The sequence below is a fragment of the Pristimantibacillus sp. Z349TD_6 genome, from assembly GCF_056173205.1.
Genome location: NZ_CM149662.1, coordinates 5,616,985 through 5,635,740, shown reverse-complemented (window position 1 = coordinate 5,635,740; position 18,756 = coordinate 5,616,985). Strand labels below are relative to the sequence as shown.

The 18,756-nt window shown below is 48.2% G+C and carries 14 protein-coding genes; 13 read left to right on the top strand and 1 reads right to left on the bottom strand.

From position 1 onward, the window contains the following. Nucleotides 1-110 precede the first annotated feature (110 nt). From thiC to AC0VYE_RS24540, 13 genes are all read left to right on the top strand, one after another. Nucleotides 111-1,874 (top strand): phosphomethylpyrimidine synthase ThiC, encoded by a 1,764-nt coding sequence (gene thiC / locus AC0VYE_RS24600; protein WP_475443185.1) that lies wholly within the window; start codon nt 111-113, stop codon nt 1,872-1,874. Next, entirely contained in the window at nt 1,867-2,934 is a 1,068-nt protein-coding gene (locus AC0VYE_RS24595; RefSeq protein WP_475443184.1) for a ThiF family adenylyltransferase, read from the top strand. The genes thiC and AC0VYE_RS24595 overlap by 8 nt, the downstream gene beginning before the upstream one ends. Before the next feature lie 43 nt (nt 2,935-2,977). Further along, the gene (thiE, locus tag AC0VYE_RS24590) at nt 2,978-3,832 is read left to right on the top strand and encodes a thiamine phosphate synthase (RefSeq protein WP_475443183.1); all 855 of its coding nucleotides are present in this window, start codon (nt 2,978-2,980) and stop codon (nt 3,830-3,832) included. 5 nt (nt 3,833-3,837) lie between these two features. After that, nucleotides 3,838-4,656, top strand: a complete 819-nt coding sequence (locus tag AC0VYE_RS24585) for a thiazole synthase (protein ID WP_475443182.1) — start codon at nt 3,838-3,840, stop codon at nt 4,654-4,656. After that, on the top strand, nt 4,656-5,804 hold the full coding sequence (thiO, locus tag AC0VYE_RS24580; RefSeq protein WP_475443181.1) for a glycine oxidase ThiO: 1,149 nt from the start codon (nt 4,656-4,658) through the stop codon (nt 5,802-5,804). The genes AC0VYE_RS24585 and thiO overlap by 1 nt, the downstream gene beginning before the upstream one ends. Before the next feature lie 185 nt (nt 5,805-5,989). Next, a complete protein-coding gene (locus tag AC0VYE_RS24575; protein WP_076270255.1) occupies nt 5,990-7,030 on the top strand; it encodes a FecCD family ABC transporter permease in 1,041 nt (346 codons plus the stop codon). 2 nt (nt 7,031-7,032) lie between these two features. Next, nucleotides 7,033-8,064 carry a FecCD family ABC transporter permease gene (locus AC0VYE_RS24570; RefSeq protein ID WP_076270254.1) on the top strand — a complete coding sequence of 344 codons (1,032 nt, stop codon included), beginning with the start codon at nt 7,033-7,035 and terminating at the stop codon, nt 8,062-8,064. Between the two features lie 157 nt (nt 8,065-8,221). Then, nucleotides 8,222-14,674 (top strand): WIAG-tail domain, encoded by a 6,453-nt coding sequence (locus AC0VYE_RS24565; protein WP_475443180.1) that lies wholly within the window; start codon nt 8,222-8,224, stop codon nt 14,672-14,674. 213 nt (nt 14,675-14,887) lie between these two features. Further along, nucleotides 14,888-16,276: a glycosyltransferase family 2 protein gene (locus AC0VYE_RS24560; RefSeq protein ID WP_475443179.1), complete on the top strand. Its 1,389-nt coding sequence runs from the start codon at nt 14,888-14,890 to the stop codon at nt 16,274-16,276. Nucleotides 16,277-16,340: 64 nt separating this feature from the next. Then, complete coding sequence (locus AC0VYE_RS24555; RefSeq protein ID WP_076270251.1) at nt 16,341-16,631, top strand: nucleoside-diphosphate sugar epimerase; 291 nt, start codon at nt 16,341-16,343, stop codon at nt 16,629-16,631. A 27-nt stretch (nt 16,632-16,658) separates the two neighbouring features. Further along, entirely contained in the window at nt 16,659-17,003 is a 345-nt protein-coding gene (locus tag AC0VYE_RS24550) for an alpha-helical endospore appendage domain-containing protein (RefSeq protein WP_076270250.1), read from the top strand. Continuing rightward, nucleotides 17,003-17,317, top strand: a complete 315-nt coding sequence (locus AC0VYE_RS24545; protein WP_475443178.1) for a hypothetical protein — start codon at nt 17,003-17,005, stop codon at nt 17,315-17,317. The genes AC0VYE_RS24550 and AC0VYE_RS24545 overlap by 1 nt, the downstream gene beginning before the upstream one ends. After that, nucleotides 17,304-17,549: a hypothetical protein gene (locus AC0VYE_RS24540; RefSeq protein WP_475443177.1), complete on the top strand. Its 246-nt coding sequence runs from the start codon at nt 17,304-17,306 to the stop codon at nt 17,547-17,549. The genes AC0VYE_RS24545 and AC0VYE_RS24540 overlap by 14 nt, the downstream gene beginning before the upstream one ends. An 81-nt stretch (nt 17,550-17,630) precedes the next feature. On the opposite strand, the gene AC0VYE_RS24535 is transcribed toward AC0VYE_RS24540, so the two are convergent. Then, the gene (locus tag AC0VYE_RS24535; RefSeq protein ID WP_475443176.1) at nt 17,631-18,638 is read right to left on the bottom strand and encodes a beta-ketoacyl-ACP synthase 3; all 1,008 of its coding nucleotides are present in this window, start codon (nt 18,636-18,638) and stop codon (nt 17,631-17,633) included. Nucleotides 18,639-18,756 lie beyond the last annotated feature (118 nt).

Sequence of the window (18,756 nt, the reverse complement as noted above, 5' to 3'; positions counted from 1 at the left end):
AGCTCTTGTAGCAGCCTAGCTACTTGTATAGCAGCGGTGTTTTAAACTTTCTCATATGCTTGCGTATGCCTCCAGGAGGAATTCTATTATTCCATTAGGAGGTTTTTGTTATGTCTATTTTTTCTACTCCGCTTCCGGGCAGCCGCAAGGTGTACGTCGAGGGCTCAAAGGGAAACATCCGTGTTCCGATGAGAGAAATTGCACTTGAAGCTAGTACTGGCAGAAATGGTGAAGAGCTGCCGAATGAACCTGTAAGAGTTTATGATGCAAGCGGTCCTTATACCGATGAAACGTATGAGGCAGATGTTCGGCGCGGTTTGCCCGGTATTCGCAGCGAATGGATCTTGGAGCGTAGTGATGTAGAGCCCTATGAGGGCAGAGAAATCAAACCGGAGGATAACGGATTTATTTCGGCTGAAAAAGCAGAGCAGCGAGGCGCGGAACGATTCCCGGGTTTAACGAGGAAACCGCTTCGTGCCAAAACAGGGCAAAATGTTACGCAGCTTCATTACGCTCGCAAAGGGATCATTACTTCTGAGATGGAATACATCGCTATTCGTGAAGGGATGAGTGCAGAATTTGTACGCAGCGAGATCGCGGCCGGCCGTGCCATTATTCCGACGAACATCAACCATCCTGAAAGTGAGCCGATGATTATTGGGCGGCAGTTCCACGTTAAAATCAATGCTAATATCGGCAACTCTGCTGTAGCTTCTTCGATTGAAGAGGAAGTGGAGAAGATGACTTGGGCGACTCGCTGGGGAGCCGATACGATTATGGATTTGTCCACGGGGAAAAACATCCATACGACGCGGGAGTGGATCGTGCGGAATTCTCCAGTTCCAGTTGGCACAGTGCCCATTTATCAGGCGCTGGAGAAAGTGAACGGCAAAGCAGAAGACCTTTGCTGGGAAGTATTCCGCGATACGCTTATTGAACAAGCCGAGCAGGGCGTCGACTATTTTACGATTCATGCAGGTGTGCTGCTGCGCTACATACCACTCACGGCAAAGCGCGTTACGGGTATTGTCTCGCGAGGCGGATCAATTATGGCAGCTTGGTGCCTGGCACATCATAAGGAAAATTTCCTATATACGCATTTTGAAGACATTTGTGAAATTATGAAAGAATACGACGTATCATTCTCGCTCGGTGACGGCCTGAGACCCGGTTCTATTGCAGATGCCAATGACGCTGCTCAGTTTGCTGAGCTGGATACACTTGGTGAGCTAACGAAGATTGCATGGAAACATGATGTTCAAGTCATGATTGAAGGCCCTGGTCATGTGCCTATGCATTTGATTAAAGAAAATATGGATCGTCAGCTGGAAGTATGCGATGAAGCGCCTTTCTATACATTAGGACCGCTAACGACCGATATCGCGCCAGGCTATGATCATATTACTTCAGCAATTGGAGCTGCGATGATTGGATGGTTCGGCACGGCGATGCTTTGTTATGTAACACCGAAGGAGCACCTTGGCCTCCCGAATAAGGAGGATGTGAAGGAAGGCGTTATTACGTACAAAATCGCAGCTCATGCAGCTGACTTGGCGAAAGGGCACCGGGGAGCGAAGCTGCGTGATGATGCATTGTCCAAAGCTCGATTCGAGTTTCGTTGGCGGGATCAATTCCACCTGTCGCTTGATCCAGAGCGTGCGATGGCTTATCACGATGAGACGCTTCCTGCTGATGCAGCGAAATCTGCTCATTTCTGCTCCATGTGCGGGCCGAAGTTTTGCAGCATGCGAATCACCCAAGATATAAGAGAGTATGCCGCGCAAAACGATATGGAAACAACGGAAGCCATTGAAGCGGGAATGAAGGAAAAATCAGATGCATTCAAGGCGGCAGGGAGCAAGATTTATGGTTGATTCTGTTCTTGATGCTTTTGCCGATCGTTATTCGAGGCAAACGAGATTTGCTTTCATTGGAGAGGCAGGCCAGCGGAAGCTGGCCGATGCCTCGGTGCTTATCGTCGGTGTAGGCGCATTAGGCGCTTCGCTTGCGCAGCATATGGTAAGAGCCGGTGTCGGGGAAGTTAGGCTGGTAGACAGGGATTTTGTTGAGCCGAGCAACTTGCAGCGCCAAATGCTTTTTGACGAGGCGGACGCGCTGGCTGTGATGCCCAAAGCAGTGGCCGCTGCCAATCGGCTTCGCCAAATTAACAGCAGTGTAAACATTATGGCGACAGTAGCGGATGTGAATGCACAGAACATCGGATTTCTCGCCGGAGGAGTCGATCTCGTCCTTGATGGGATGGATAATGCAGCGACAAGGCTTCTGGTCAGCGACCAATGCTTTAGACAGCAAATCCCATTTGTTTATGGCGGAGTGGCTGGGGCGCAGGGCATGCAGGCAACATTAATTCCTGGAGAGACAGCTTGCTTGCGCTGCTTAATCGGAGCAGATGATATGGAACAGGAGGCCGATACTTGCGATACGGTGGGCGTACTCGCTCCAGCGGTTGAATGGATTGCATCTATGCAAGCAGCTGAGGCGATAAAATGGCTCACTGGCAATGATTCGGCGCTGCGTAAAACGTGGTTGAGCATTGATTTATGGTCATTTCGAATGCGGGAATCGGAGCTTCCGGCATTCAGTAACGAGTGTCCATTCTGTGGTCAAACGCCTGATGGAGCAACTGACGACAAGCGTTGTTTTGAAGCTGATAGAGCGGAAGACACTCAAATAAGCTCTACCGTATTATGCGGTAGGGATACGGTGCAGGTGACGTTAGGCAAGCCAATTGATTTAAAAGAGGTAGAGCAAACGTTGAGAGCGCTTGGCTGCACGCTCACCGTGAATCGGTATTTAGTGAAAGCGATGATTACAAGCGGAGAGCAGCTGATTCTCTTCCCAGATGGACGAGTGCTTGTGCAGGGCACAGCGGATGCAGAGAATGCAATTAATCTCGTTAAAACGTTCTTATGAAATGGAAAAAAATGATTTGTTTGATGAAAGGTTGTGTTTGAGAATGAGTAGACAAGGCTGGCGGAACTTCAAGCTCTACGCCATTACAGCGAAATCCAATCACCCTGGCAGATCAGTCGTTGAAGTGATGGAACAGGCGCTGATTGGCGGAGCCCAAATGGTTCAGCTTCGCAACAAAACGGGGACGAGGGAAGAGGTGCTTGAAGAGGCCAAAGCCCTTCGAATACTAACGCGAAAATATAAAGTGCCTCTTATCATTAATGATTATCCTGATATTGTTCTTGAGACGGATGCTGACGGTGTTCATTTGGGTCAGGATGATATGCCAATTTCCAAAGCAAGAGAATGGCTTGGTGCTGACCGCATCATTGGCATATCCACGCATAACCTGCAGCAAGCGCTAACTGCTGAGCAGGAAGGAGCCGATTATATCGGCGTTGGACCCGTGTATCCTACCGAAACAAAGCCGGGCCGTACGGCTGTTACTACAAGTTATGTCAGGGAAGCAGCGCATCATATAACCATACCGTTCGTGGCTATTGGCGGTATCACACTCGAAAATGTTAATGCCGTGTTAGCGTCGGGAGCGACACGGATATGCGCAGTTTCAGCCATTGTTGGCCATAATGACCCGGCCGGTGTTTGTCAGGCTTTCTTAAAGAAAATCGAAGCCCACCGTTCTGAATATGTTCTTCCAATTAAGACAGTGAAGATTAATGGACGCGAGGAGCAGACCAGCGCTAAAACAGTGGAAGAACTGGTCGTCCAGCTGGGACAACAACATAAAAAGCTCGTTATTGAGCTTAACGGTATGATCGTACAACGTGCAAGGTGGGCTGAAACTGAATTACTTGGCGGAAGCTCCATAGAACTTGTTCATTTTGTCGGAGGAGGCTGAATATTTTGGAAAATTGGGATCATGAAGATGTCCTTCTTATTGGAGGACATGCGCTGCGGTCGCGTTTTTTGTTCGGTACGGGGCGATTTCCAAGTCCTGCTGTACTGCAGCAAGCGCTTGAAGCGTCGGGTTCGGAGGTGATTACGTTCGCGGTTAGAAGGGTTAATCTAGAGAGTGTGGAGGATGATTCGGTACTTCAACACTTTGAAGATAGACAAATGCAATATTTGCCGAATACATCTGGTGCGAGAACAGCGGAGGAGGCTGTCCGAATCGCGCGCCTGGCGAGAGAAGCTGGGCTTGGCAACTGGATTAAGGTCGAAATCAGCGGAGACCATCGCACACTTTTGCCTGACCCTATAGAAACGCTGCGTGCTACGGAGCAGCTTGCGAACGAGGGTTTTATCGTTCTTCCTTATACATCCGATGACCCAATCCTATGCCGGAAATTAGAGGAAGCTGGAGCTTCAGCAATCATGCCAGGAGGATCGCCAATTGGATCCGGGCTCGGATTGCTCAATCCCTATAACCTCGGACTTATTGCGGAGCAGTCAAGCGTTCCAGTCATCATCGATGCGGGTATTGGATCAGCGAAGGATGCTGCGGAAGCGATGGAGCTAGGCGCGGACGGCATCTTGGCTAATACGCCAATCGCTAAGGCACAGGACCCGATTATGATGGCTCGCGCGTTTCGATTAGCGATTGAAGCAGGGCGACTGGCATGGATGGCTGGCCGCATACCGAAAAAACGGTATGCATCTGCAAGCAGCGATTGGGCAGGCTCATTATTTGAAACAGGAGCTAGTGCAGGAGGGGAACAATAATGCCCCAATCGGTAATTATACTTGGAGGCGGCATTATTGGTTTGTCTTGTGCCTTCGAGTCGGCGCGTAGAGGCATGAACGTAACACTCATTGAGCCAAGCGCGCTCGGAGGGCAAGCATCCGGCGCAGCGGCAGGAATGCTTGCTCCATTTTCAGAAAATACGGAGCAGCCCGATCCATTTTTTCAGCTGTGCCTAAACAGCCACCGCAGCTACCCGGCGTGGATTAAAGCGATCGAGGAACAATCCGGCATGTCGGCGGAGTGGGTGCAGAGCGGCAGCATTAACGTTTTTATGCATGAAGCAGACGTCTTGCCCATACAATCCAGATTGCAGTGGCAAAATGAATGGGGAGCCGAAGCTCAGCTTATTGATGCAGCTCAGCTTAGGAAGCTGGAGCCGATGCTTGCTCATTCGGCAATTGCTGGGATATTTACGCCAAAGGAGAGCCATGTGTACGCACCAAAGCTTGTTGCAGCGCTTGAAGAAGCTTGCCGGAGGTTAGGTGTCGTCATCTTATCCCATGCGGGTAAAATTGAAGAGGTTGCGGTTCATCATAGCGGGGGAGTGTCTGTCCGAGCAGAAACGATGATAAAGAAGGTTCATGCTGATCGGCTAGTCGTCTGCGCGGGCGCTTGGTCAGGTGAATATGAACGATGGTTCGGACTTTCTGTTCCGATCCATCCCATTCGGGGCCAAATCTGTTCTTACGAGCATCAAGAAACTGAAGTTCGCCATATGATCTTCTCCAGCCAAGCCTATTGGGTCGGAAAAAGAAATGCTCGGCTCGTATGCGGTGCTTCTGAAGATGTCGCGGGCTTTGAGACGAGTGTGACAGAACGAGGCATCGGCCGCTTAATTCGCAGCAGCAATCAGCTTTTTCCATTTCTTAAAGGCAAAGAAACCGCGCATCGGTGGGCAGGCTTGCGTCCCGCAACGCGAGATGGAATGCCAATGCTTGGGCAAGTAGAGGGAATGCCAGCCGTTATTATGGCCGCAGGTCATTATCGCAATGGTATTTTGCTAAGTCCAATCACAGCTCATATTGTTGCTGAACTATTGGAAGAAAAACAGGGAGAACCGTCGATCAGCAGATTCTCTCCTAACCGCTTTACGACTATTGCTATGAGAGGAAGACTTTCTACTTGATAGGAAGCCGCATGAAGGCAGCACGAAAGATCTAAATTATTGCATTGAAAACATATGAAAAATCTGCTATATTGAAAACGAGAATCGTTATCAGTTGAGTAGGTTTTTTTTATGTCTGGAAACAGACTTCCTTTATGAAGCATTTTTTATCAACCAAAGTATACATACAGAAGGGTAGTTTTCAAATGTCTTCTCTATCAAGCAAGAAAGCGCTGGCAGGCACAAAGCTGCGCACACGGCCGCTAGTGGCTACGATTATTTTATTTGGCGGGTTAGCAGCACTCTTATTATCGCTCGCATTATCTATCTCTGTCGGTGCAGCAGATATCAGTCTCTCAACGGTGTGGGATGGCGTATTCCACTTCAATGAGGAAAACATTCAGCATCAAATTATTAAAGAGCTTCGTATGCCGCGTGCGTTAGCCGCTGCTTTGGTGGGAGCAGCTTTCGCTGTCGCAGGTTCTGTTATGCAAGGCATGACTAGAAACCCATTAGCAGACTCGAGCTTGCTTGGTATTAACGCGGGAGCAGGTTTTATGTTGGCACTTTGCTTCGCTTTTTTCCCTTCGATATCTTATCTTGGTCTTATGTTTGTGTGCTTTGCGGGTGCAGCAGTTGCAATGGGACTCGTATACGGAATCGGCTCATTAGCAAAAGGCGGCCTAACACCTGTGCGGCTTACACTGGCTGGTGCGGCTGTAGGGGCATTGCTGCTTGCTATAACAGAAGGCATAGCGATTTATTATAAAATTGGTCAGGATTTGGCTTTTTGGTATGCTGGCGGGGTAGCCGGAACGAAATGGCTGCAAATTCAAATAGTATGGCCATGGGTAGTTGGCGGACTGCTTGGCGCCATCGTGTTGTCACGATCCATTACATTGTTAAGCTTAGGCGACGATGTTGCTGCAGGTCTTGGACAACGAACGGGCCTAGTAAAAGCAGCAGGCGTCATTATAGTCTTATTGCTGGCAGGTACCGCCGTTTCAGCGGTCGGCTCTATCGGTTTTGTAGGCTTGATTATTCCTCATATCTCACGATTCCTTGTTGGTGTCGACTATAGATGGATCATTCCATGCTCGGCGGTTTTGGGAAGTTTACTTATGGTGCTGGCTGATATTGGCGGGCGATTGATTAATCCGCCTCAGGAAGTGGCTATCGGTATTATAATCGCGGTTATTGGCGTTCCGTTCTTCCTCTATCTTGTAACAAGAATGAAGGGAGAATAAGCATGAATACTTACTTTATTACCGAAACCGAACAGCGTAGAAGAAAACGCGCAGTCCTTGTAATGACCGTGCTTAGCGTACTTATTGTTTTGTCCGTTATCATCAGTATGAACACAGGATTTATTCGCTTAGCACCGCTTGACGTTTTCAAAACGTTATTTGGATCGGGAACGGCTAAGCAGGAGCTAATTCTATTTGATTTCCGCTTGCCGCGGATTGTCATCTCTATATTAATTGGTGCAGGTTTTGCAGTATCGGGCTGTATTATTCAAGGATTATCGCGCAACCCGCTTTCTGATCCAGGGCTGCTCGGTATAAACGCGGGCGCAGGGCTTGCAGTTATCTTGTTTATTTCTTTTTATCCAACGACGGAAAAGGGCTCTATTTTTTTGATGCCGTTTCTTGCATTAATCGGAGCATCGTTTACCGCATTGCTCATTTTTGTACTTTCGTATAAGAGACATCGAGGGTTATTGCCAACTCGGATGATATTGGTAGGTATCGCTGTAGCGGCGGGTATTAGCGCAGCGATGCAGCTTCTGATTTTGCGTCTTACGCCTGAGAAATATCAGTTTTTTGCTGTATGGATGGCGGGGAGCATTTGGGGAACGAACTGGAAGTATGTGCTTGCACTGCTCCCATGGTTAATCGTTATTTTTCCAATCGTGCAATATAAAGCGAAAGCATTGAATGCTTTAAATTTAGGCGATCAATTGGCAGTTGGACTTGGAGCTCAAGTGAACAAGGAGCGGGCACTGCTGCTTGCTGCAGCGGTGGGCCTAGCTGGTTCTTGCGTTGCTGTCGGCGGGGGCATCGGATTTGTCGGACTCATAGCGCCTCACTTGGCAAGAAGACTTGTCGGTCCGCAGCATCAGGTATTATTGCCAGCTTCAGCATTTGTAGGCGCGCTGCTCGTTATTGTGGCGGATACACTCGCCAGATGGGCATTCCAGCCAAACGAAATTCCAACAGGAATTGTTGTTGCTGTTATTGGAGCACCTTATTTCTTATACTTATTGTCCAGATCGAAATAGTCAAATAGCTGAAAAAGAAACCGCGGAGAGCAGTATGCTCCCGCGGTTTTTGTTTGTTATAAGTCGCATATATACATTTGTCTGTACTCCTTGTAGCGAGCCCATGGGTACCTGCATATATTACCTATGACATTTCAGGTGGAAGAAGGAGAGGACTATGACAAAAAACAGAAAAGGGAAAAGCCCGAAGGGGCGAAAGCCGCTTTTTTATGTTGATAATCCGAATGCTTCCGAGTTAAAGTGGCTAGATGATTTGAACAGGAAGAAGGCCGCTGTTGCACAAGCGCATGCAGCTAAAACATTGATTAAAAAAGAGGAAGAAGAGAAGGAGAAAGCGAGCATTAATGCACTCGCTCTCTTACTCGAGAATCCATTAGAGCAGATGGAGTCGGAAGTTGTCACGGTGGAGGACTCTGAGGAGATTGAACAGCTAGAACAGCTTATTCAAGTGGAATTAGGGGAGCAAGCGGAACAGCTGGAGCAGGAGCAGCAGGAACAAGTGGGGCAAGTAGAACTGTTTGAGCAAGGGGAACAGCCGGAAAAATTGGAACAACTGGAACAATCGCAAGGAGAAGAGCAGCAGGAGCAAGTAGGGCAAGTAAGGCTGTTGGAGCTAGGGGAGCAGCTGGAACGAAATGAACAATCGGAACAATTGGAACAATCGCAAGGAGAAGAGCAGCAGAAGCAATTAGAGTATTTGGATACGCTGGAACAGCTGCACCAGATTGAAGAGCAAGAGCAGCTCGCTGTCGAAGAGCTTGCCCAGCAGATTGAACAGTTAAGCTTGGAAGAAAAGTTTGAGAAACTTGATGAGAAATTAGCACCGGAAGGTCCTCCAGCTTTTATTTACACGGATGATTTGGTAGACTTTTCGGTTACATCAGAGAAAATTGCACCTGGGTCGATCGATAGCAGCAAGCTGGCAGCAGGCAGCGTGCTGGCAAGCACGATTGCCGATTATTCCATTCACACCATCCATTTAGCTGACGGCACAATCAACTCCGCTAAAATTGCGAATGAATCGATTATGGGCGAGCATTTGGTAAACCACTCGATTACTGGAAACAAAATTTTGGATTATTCGATTTCTGGCAATAAGCTTCAGGATGGCAGCATCTCGTCAGAGAAGCTTGCGGATCGTACGATCAGTATGGACAAAATTGCAGAAGGATCAATCGAATCCAGGCATTTGAAGTCATTGCTCATTACAACAGACCTGCTTGCTGATCAAGCCATTACTGGCGAGAAAATTAAAAGCGGAACGATTGGGCCGGAAAATTTGGCTAATGAAGCCATTGACAACTCCAAGCTTTCTGAAGGAGCGGTAACACACTCTAAGCTTCGCGACTCAGCAGTTACGAGTGAGAAGATTGCAGCAGAAGCGATTGAAGCGGAGCATTTGAAGCCTGGATTGCTGCTATCTGAGCATGTCGCAGTTGGTATTATTCAGGGAAAGCATTTGGCCCTCGGAGACATAGCCGCGGAACATCTAGCAGAAGGAGCAGTCGGAACAAGGGAACTGCAGCCAAAAGCGGTAAAAGCAGAACAATTAGCGGACGAATCGGTATCTTCATCTCATCTGCAAGCAGCGGCCGTTCTAAGCTCCCACATTGGAACAGGGCAAATAACAAGTGAGCACATCGCGGATCAGTCCATTAACTCTAGGAAGCTTGCGGATCAATCGGTGTCCACCATTAAAATTGTTGATCATTCGATAACGATTTCCAAGCTTTCTGATCAATCCGTTAATGCTCAGAAGCTCGCGAATGACTCCGTTCACAGCCGTCATTTGGGCTCTGGAAGCATTACATCCGACAAAATTGCTGATGGGCAAATATTGCAGGCGCATCTGACAACCGATGCAGTAAACATGAAGCATATTGCAGCAAATGCAATTAAACGGGATCATCTACAAAGCGGCATTGTTAATGAAGATAAAATCGCGCCATTATCCATTCGTGTTGACCATATTGGTATGGAGGCTGTTGGTACTACTCAATTAGCGGATGCTTCAATTACGCGAAGCAAGCTGGCTGATGGTGCTGTTGATAGTAAAGTCATAGCAAACTTTGCTGTTGAATCCCGGCATCTTCAGGATGAATCGGTAACGTTTCAGAAGCTAGCCCCTGAAGTGTTAAGGTCGTATCATTTTACTAAGGGTGCTGTGACGGGTGAAGCGATTTCTTCTGAAGCAGTGAACGGCATGCATTTAAAATCGGAGATTATTGAAGGACGCCATCTCGCAAAGGATGCTGTAGATAACAAAAAGCTGCAAGACGGTTCAGTTACGAGCAGCAAGCTAACGAAAGGCGCTGTCACGGATCAAGTTATTGCTTCAGGTGCAGTTTTTTCTCATCATTTGGCAGATCATACTGTAAATTCATTAAAGCTGTCCCCTGAATCGGTTACGACGGATAAGCTGGCAGATTTAAGCGTCTCGACGGGCAAGCTCGCAGATGGAAGCGTATCGAGTGTCAAGATTGCGTCTCAAGCTATTATGCCAGGGCATCTCGGAGCCAATTTGATTGCTTCCCACCACATACAAGCAGAATCGATTCGCTCGACCCATATTGAAGCTAATGCAATTGAAGCTGAACATTTGGCTGATCAATCGATCGGAAATGACCACCTTCAGGATGGTGTCATTACATCTGCTAAACTAGCTTACGGCGCTGTGCAATCAAAGCAGATAGCAAATGAAGTAGTGCTTAGCCGTCATTTGGGAAATGCAGCGGTGCTTGGCATTCATTTGGGAGAAGGGTCGGTTCATGCCGCGCATTTGGCGGATGATTCGATTACGATTGAAAAGCTGACAGCAAACAGTATTGGATCAGCGCAATTGCAAAACGATTCCGTAGGTGCTGATGTCATAGTCAAAGGTGCTATAGGTACGGATCATATCGCACAAGGAGCCATTACGTCGGGTAAAATAGCGGAATTGTCGATCGGCGCGAAGCAGCTGAAGCCAGGATCGGTAGATGCAACGCATTTAACAATAAATAGTGTAAACGAACATGCATTGCAGGATGAGTCGGTGACGAGTGCAAAGCTGGCTCAAGATGCCGTCTCAAGCGAGCATGTACAGCTCGAATCACTTGCCGGCAAACATTTGAAATCCGATTCGATTCAAGGCTATCACGTTCGCAAGGGCACGATTACACTAGCTCATTTGGCTAATGATGTGCTTGTGTTTGATCGAATTGCTGACAATAGTATTTTGGGAAGAAAGCTTAAAGAAGGCTCTATCGACAGTAAGTTGTTGTCAGCCGACAGTGTAGGGACGGAGCAGCTGGCAGATGGAAGTGTGACGGCGTCGAAGCTGAAGCTAGGCGGCGTAGGAACGGAGCAGTTGTCGGACGGAAGCGTAACGACATCGAAGCTGGAACTAGGCAGTGTTGGTTCGGAGCAGCTGGCGGATGAAAGTGTGACGACGACGAAGTTGGTACTAGGCAGCGTAGGCACAGATCAGTTGTCGGATGGCTGTGTGACGACATCGAAGCTGGAACTAGGCAGTGTGGGTACGGAGCAGTTGGCGGACGGAAGTGTAACGTCGTCGAAGCTGGTACTAGGCAGCGTGGGTACGAAGCAGTTGTCAGATGGCAGTGTGACGAAAGCGAAGCTGGAGCTGCGCAGTGTAGGTACGGAGCAGTTGTCAGACGGTAGTGTAACAAAATCGAAGCTGGTGCTTGGCAGCGTAGGCTCTGATCAGTTGTCGGATGGCAGTGTGACGACATCGAAGCTAGAGCTACACAGTGTAGGTACGGAGCAGTTGGCAAACGGTAGTGTAACAAAATCGAAGCTGGTACTTGGCAGTGTAGGATCGGATCAGTTGTCGGATAGCAGTGTGACGACGACGAAGTTGGTACTTGGCAGCGTGGGTACGGATCAGTTGAAGGATAGCAGTGTGACGACAAAGAAGCTTGAGCGAGGCAGCGTAGGTACGGATCAGTTGTCGGAAGGCAGTGTAACGACATCGAAGCTGGTACTAGGCAGTGTAGGCTCAGATCAGTTGTCGGATGGCAGTGTAACGACGACGAAGCTTTTACTAGGCAGTGTAGGTACGGATCAGTTGGCGGATGGCAGTGTGACGAAATCGAAGCTGGAGCTGCGCAGTGTAGGTACGGAGCAGTTGGCTGATAACAGTGTAACAAAGTCGAAGCTGGTACTAGGCAGTATAGGCTCGGATCAGTTGTCGAACGGCAGTGTGACGACGACGAAGTTGGTACTAGGCAGCGTGGGTACGGATCAGTTGGCGGACGGCAGTGTAACAAAATCGAAGCTGGTACTAGGCAGTGTAGGCTCCGATCAGTTGTCGAATGGCAGTGTGACGACGACGAAGCTGGTGCTTGGCAGCGTGGGTACGGATCAGTTGTCGGATGGCAGTGTGACGACATCGAAGCTTGAGCTAGGCAGCGTAGATACGGATCAATTGTCAGAGGGAAGTGTAACTACTGCAAAGATTGCGTTAGAGAGCATAGGTTCGGAGCAGTTAATGGATGGAAGCGTGACTGCATGGAAACTAGCGTTTGGAAGCGTTGGATCAGAACAGCTGAATGACGGAAGTGTGACAACAGAGAAACTGGCGTTTGGAAGCGTAGGCTCGAATCAGCTGATGGATGGAAGTGTGACGTCAACGAAGCTGGCATTGGGCAGTGTAAATTCGGAACAGCTGGCGGACGGAAGTGTGACGACAAAGAAGCTGGCGTATGAAAGCATCGGTTCGGAGCAACTTGCAGATGGCAGTGTGACAACATCGAAGCTGTCGTATGGAAGCATTGGTTTAGAACAACTGATGGATAGAAGTGTGACATCAGCGAAGCTTGCATATGGAAGCGTTGGTTCAGAACAACTGACGGATAGAAGTGTGACATCAGCGAAGCTTACGTATGGAAGCGTTGGATCAGAACAGCTGTCTGACGGAAGTGTGACAACAGAGAAACTGGCGCTAGGCAGCATAGGTTCGAATCAGCTGATGGACGGAAGCGTGACATCAACGAAGCTGGCATTTGGCAGTGTAAATTCGGAACAGCTGACGGACGGCAGTGTGACGACATCGAAGCTTACGTATGGAAGCGTAGGTTCGGAGCAACTAGCAGATGGCAGTGTGACTTCATCGAAACTGTCGTATGGAAGTATTGGTTTAGAACAACTGATGGATAGAAGTGTGACATCAGCGAAACTTGCGTATGGAAGCGTTGGTTCAGAACAACTGACGGATAGAAGTGTGACATCAGCGAAGCTTACGTATGGAAGCGTAAGTTCAGAACAGCTGGCAGACGGAAGTGTGACGGCAGCGAAGCTGGCGCATGACAGCGTAAACTATGAACAGCTAATGGATGGAAGTGTGACAACTTCAAAGCTGGCTTATGGCAGTGTAAATTCGGAACAGCTGATGGACGGAAGCGTGACAACGACGAAATTGGCGTATGGCAGTGTAGATTCAGAACAGCTGATGGGCGGAAGTGTAACATCATCGAAACTGGCATATGACAGCGTAGGTTCAGAGCACTTAATTGACAGAAGCGTGACGACAACGAAGCTGGCGTTTGGCAGCGTAGGTGCGGAACAGCTGACGGACGGAAGCGTGACAACGACGAAGCTGGGAATTGGCAGCGTAGGTGCGGAACAGCTGACGGACGGAAGCGTGACGACAACGAAGCTAGGAATTGGCAGCGTAGGTGCGGAACAGCTGACGGACGGAAGCGTGACAACGACGAAGCTGGGAATTGGCAGCGTAGGATCGGAACAGCTGAAGGACGGAAGCGTGACAACGACGAAGCTAGGAATTGGCAGCGTAGGTGCGGAGCAGTTGACGGACGGAAGCGTGACGACAACGAAGCTGGCGTTTGGCAGCGTTGGTGCGGAACAGCTGACGGACGGAAGCGTGACAACGACGAAGCTGGGAATTGGCAGCGTAGGTGCGGAACAGCTGACGGACGGAAGCGTGACGACAACGAAGCTGGCGTTTGGCAGCGTAGGTGCGGAACAGCTGACGGACGGAAGCGTGACGACAACGAAGCTGGCGTTTGGCAGCGTAGGTGCGGAACAGCTGACGGACGGAAGCGTGACAACGACGAAGCTGGGAATTGGCAGCATAGGATCGGAACAGCTGACGGACGGAAGCGTAACTTCAGCGAAGCTTGCTCTAGGCAGTGTAGGAACGGGGCAAATTGTTCCGGGAAGCATTACCGCAGAATTGTTGGCACCTGGAATATTGCTGAGCAATGTAGAGGGTCCAGCTGCAAATCAAGTAGAGCAGATTGCAGATGGCTCAATTACTGGAAGGCATATTCAAGAGCAATCCATTAGCCTTTCAGCACTGCAATTTGCACCTGTAATTACTAACGCGAGCCAAGGCATTGTAAAGCAGCAATTTGGGCTTGCGCCTTACAGCTTTGCTGCGCAAGCAGAACAAGTAGAGCTTATCATTCCATTTGATGAGCCGTTCGTGGATAATTATTACGTGCTAACCGTAACAACTGACAACCCGGCCTGCTACGCTGTAGTTCATTCAAAGGCTGCGGATCATGCAGTTATTCTCATCATTCGTACACGCATCAGTCAAGAGCCAGTTGGCCATCTCAACTGGATTGCTATCGGTAAAGGATAAGACGTATTAAAAAGGAGATTGCCTGTAGGTGTAAAATACCGAGGGCAGTCTCTTTTTATACACAATTATAAGACAACTCTAGCATTATGTTGTCGCAGCATTTTATACTCATTCCTTGATAAGCAGTACACTTGCCGTTGCAGATATCTCTTCAAAACATACTATATGATGTTGATGTAAAAAAGATCAAATGACGGATTGGAGAGGTTATCGATGAGACGCAAAAAAAGACCGGTCCGACGTCTCAAAAACAATGTTAGCTTGCGCAGTACAGCGGAAAAAAGAGTAGAGAGATATAGGCTGGGTATGAATGAAGGCTATGAGGAAGGATTGAAAGCCGGCATTGAAAGCTATGATTCTTATTTCGAAGGAACTAGCATCATCATTCCCAGTCATAATGAGGTTGAATCGGTAAAAGCATGTATCGAAGGCATTATGGATCATACTGATTTGCCTTATGAAATCATCGTTATAGATAATGGATCTTCAGATGGCATCGAGCATTATTTAAGACAACTAGACGGCCAAGTGCGGTATCGTATTTTAGCAAAGTCGGCAGGCTTCACAGGCGCTGCAAATAAAGGTTTAATGATGGCTAAAGGGACGACTATTTTGCTGCTAAACAATGGGATGCGACCGACTGAAAATTGGCTCGACAATCTATTAATATGCTTGAATAGCGATGCTGGCATCGGAATGGTAGGCCCTGTCTCTATCGGTCTAACTGGCAAACAAAAGATGGAATTTCATTATGTTGATTTGGAAGATATGCATGAACTTGCGAGATTAAATAATGCTAGTGATTCATCGAAATGGCATCAAACAGAGAGGTTAGCGAGCAGATGCCTGCTCTTTCGGCGCGAGCTGCTGGAGAAAGTGGGCTTTCTCGATGAAGGCTGCCAAGAGTCGCCGTTTGAAGCAGAAGATTATGGCTTGCGAGTGAGATTGCAAGGATATTCCTTGGTTTACGCGCGCGACGCCTACATTCATGCCGAACGAAATGATGAGGAGCTGGCGGAGTACAACGCTAGAGAGTCCGAGGCGCTTGAATCCAAGCATTATTTTTTGAACAAATGGAGCGGCTTGGATGAGAAGTTTTTGGACCGAGAGGGAACTGACTTTGAACGTCAAGCCAAGCTTCCTGAATGGGAAGCGGGCATTAGACCGAAGCTTGGGGAGTCGGTGTTTTATCCTCAGCAAATGGTCGTAAAAGGTTTTGGAGAAACAATTTATTGGATAGAGGACAGCGTTAGACGGCCCATTCATGGATTGTGGGAGCAGCCAGTTAAACGCGTATCTCAGCTTGACTTGTGTCGTTGGCCGATCGGTGAGCCTATCGAGGTGGATGTAGTCATTTCACGTAAGGGCTCGCTATGTTGCGGTGATAGCAACGAACTCCAAAATGGCAGCATTTATATAAGTGAGAACGGAAGCAGCTTCTATCTTGAGAATGGCAAGAAACGTATTATTATGAGTCGCCTTGCTGCCGATGGCTGGGGCTTGCAGACTGGGCATAAAGAGAAGCTTTCCGAAGCGGAGCTTCGTATGATTCCCGACGGCTTGCCCTTGATCGCGCCGATCACGCTACGTCAAGCGTTGTAACAAAAGGGAAGTATCCACTGCTGCGGAGCACGCATATGATGTAGGAGCAAGGAGGGAAAGTACGATGCAAGCTACAATTACGGAAATTATGCAGCATATGTCCCACGGCAATGTTCAAATGGCACGAATGCTAGAAGCAGAACGGCATGTAACGGTTCGCTTATCCGAAATCGTGCAGGCGCTTCCAGACGAGCATCCGAATTTAGGAGGTTTATCTGGCATTCTGGAAAATACGCAAGCGGTGGGTCAGAATATCGTTGCATATTTGAATAGTATCGCAGATTTTCAAGAAACGATTGCTGCTCAGCTTACCTATGTTGTGCGTGAGCTTAAGGAAGCAGACGGGGAAGAATAGAGAGCAAATAAGGAGGTCTAGCTTGCAATGGATCGTGATCAAGCCTATATGCGAATGCTTAGCTCAACAGCTAATATGCAATGGAATATAGCAATTATGCTGGAAGCCAAAGCGGCTGAGGCAGAGAAGATGCGAGGCTGGATATGTAATCATGTGCATACCCACACCTTTAATTCGCACCAAACGCAGCTAGGCCAGTCTATTCAAATGCATGATCAGGTGATTGAGATGATCGATGGAATCGCGAAGCTTAATCAAGGAATCGTGTCTATTATGAAGGCCGTGCTGCAGCAAGAGGAAGAAATGTCAGAGAGTTATGGTGATTCATTGTCTTCACTGGGCAAGGGCTTCACCTTTGGTGACAAAAACTGATGGAGACCTTGGGATCTGAACGTGAGGCAAGAGCGGCTTTTTTAGCCTCGCTTGCTAGAAGCCAAGGCGCGCTTGCCCGTATATTAGAAAGTATCGCTGATGTGTCTGATGCTTCACAAGGAACAGTTAAGCTCCTTCGGGACAATGTAAGATCGCTTACCGAGCTACAGGAAACGATTGCTGAATCGGTAACAAGCCTAGCTTGGCATAGACGGGTAAAACAGAAGGGTAATCCAACGAAGCCATGGATTCAGCCTGAGCTGCCCATCTATGGCGTTCATTGGTCAGGGGGAGAGGGGATTGTTGAACAATAAGAGCAATACACGGAAAAGTGAAACTGCAAGAAGCCCTCGCAAACGGACAGCAAGAAGAAATACGACAAGCAAAAAAACAATACAACGTAGAAAACAAGTACCGAGGAAACGATTTGCCCATAAGGAAACTGAACGAGCTGGACTTGGGCAAACCTTTAATGATGGCTATAACACAGGGTTTGCAACGGGTTTTGAAGATGGACATCAAGCAGCATACGAGAGTCAACCCTAAATGGCTGTAGAAAAACAGCCCTCTACACCATCGGTTCCAAGTGGAATGTAATCGATGGAGTATAGGGCTGTTTAGCATGTTCTAGAAGGACCAGCGAAGAACGACGCCAGCTTGAGTTAATCCGCCTCCAAAGCCGTATAAGAGTAAAAGATGTCCAGGCTCAACGAAGCCGGATTTCACAGCCTCGTCTAGGGCAAGCGGAATGGATGCAGCGGATGTGTTGCCATATTGTTTTATACTCGATAAGGTTTGTTCAAGCGAGAAGCCTGTTCTTTCGCAAAGCGATTCTATAATTCGCATATTAGCGCTATGAGGAATAAACCAATTGATTTCTGCTGGTGTATATCCGCTCTTCTCCAATAGCTGCTGAACACCCTCGGCTACATGACTAACCGCCCAGCGATATACTTCCCGGCCGTTTTGCACGATTAAACCATTCGTTTGTATATCATGCTCACCAATTGCGGATGCTAAACTGCTGCGATAAAGCAGATGACCACGGGCACCATCTGTTTTGGTGTATACTGCTTCGATATCGCCATGTCCGTCATGCGAAGCTTCCATAAGAATTGCGCCAGCCCCGTCGCCAAACAAAATACAGGTCGTACGGTCTGTATAGTCCGTAATTTTGGATAACGTTTCTGCGCCAAGCACTAAAATTTTGCGATGCGCTCCAGATAACAACAAGCCATTCGCTAATTGAAGGGCAGCTGCAAAACCAGCACAGGCTGCTTGAATATCGGCTGCACCTGCATGGCTGATGTTGAAGTGCGACTGCACCTGAGAAGCTACGCTCGGGAAGACGGCATCTGGCGTAGAAGTAGCCACGATAATGTAGTCAACATCAGTCACGCTTACGCCGTAGCGTTCAATCATATTATGAACAGCTTCAAAGCATAGATCGCTGGTGAACTGACTGTCTGAGGCGATATGACGCTCCTTGATGCCGGTTCGCTGCATGATCCATTCATCGCTCGTCTCCACAAGCTTCTCCATATCTGTGTTTGTTAAAATCCGTTCAGGAACGTAAGTGCCTATCGCGGTAATGACGGCATTCGATTGAATGGCTGATGGTTTTATTTTGTCCATACAATGCACACTTCCTCTCAAAATTAGTACCAAGTACTAGTATCTGATACTAATTTACTTCATCCCTTTTGCTTTGTCAATGCAATGAATAGCGAGTCCCGAAAAGGCGAACGCTAAG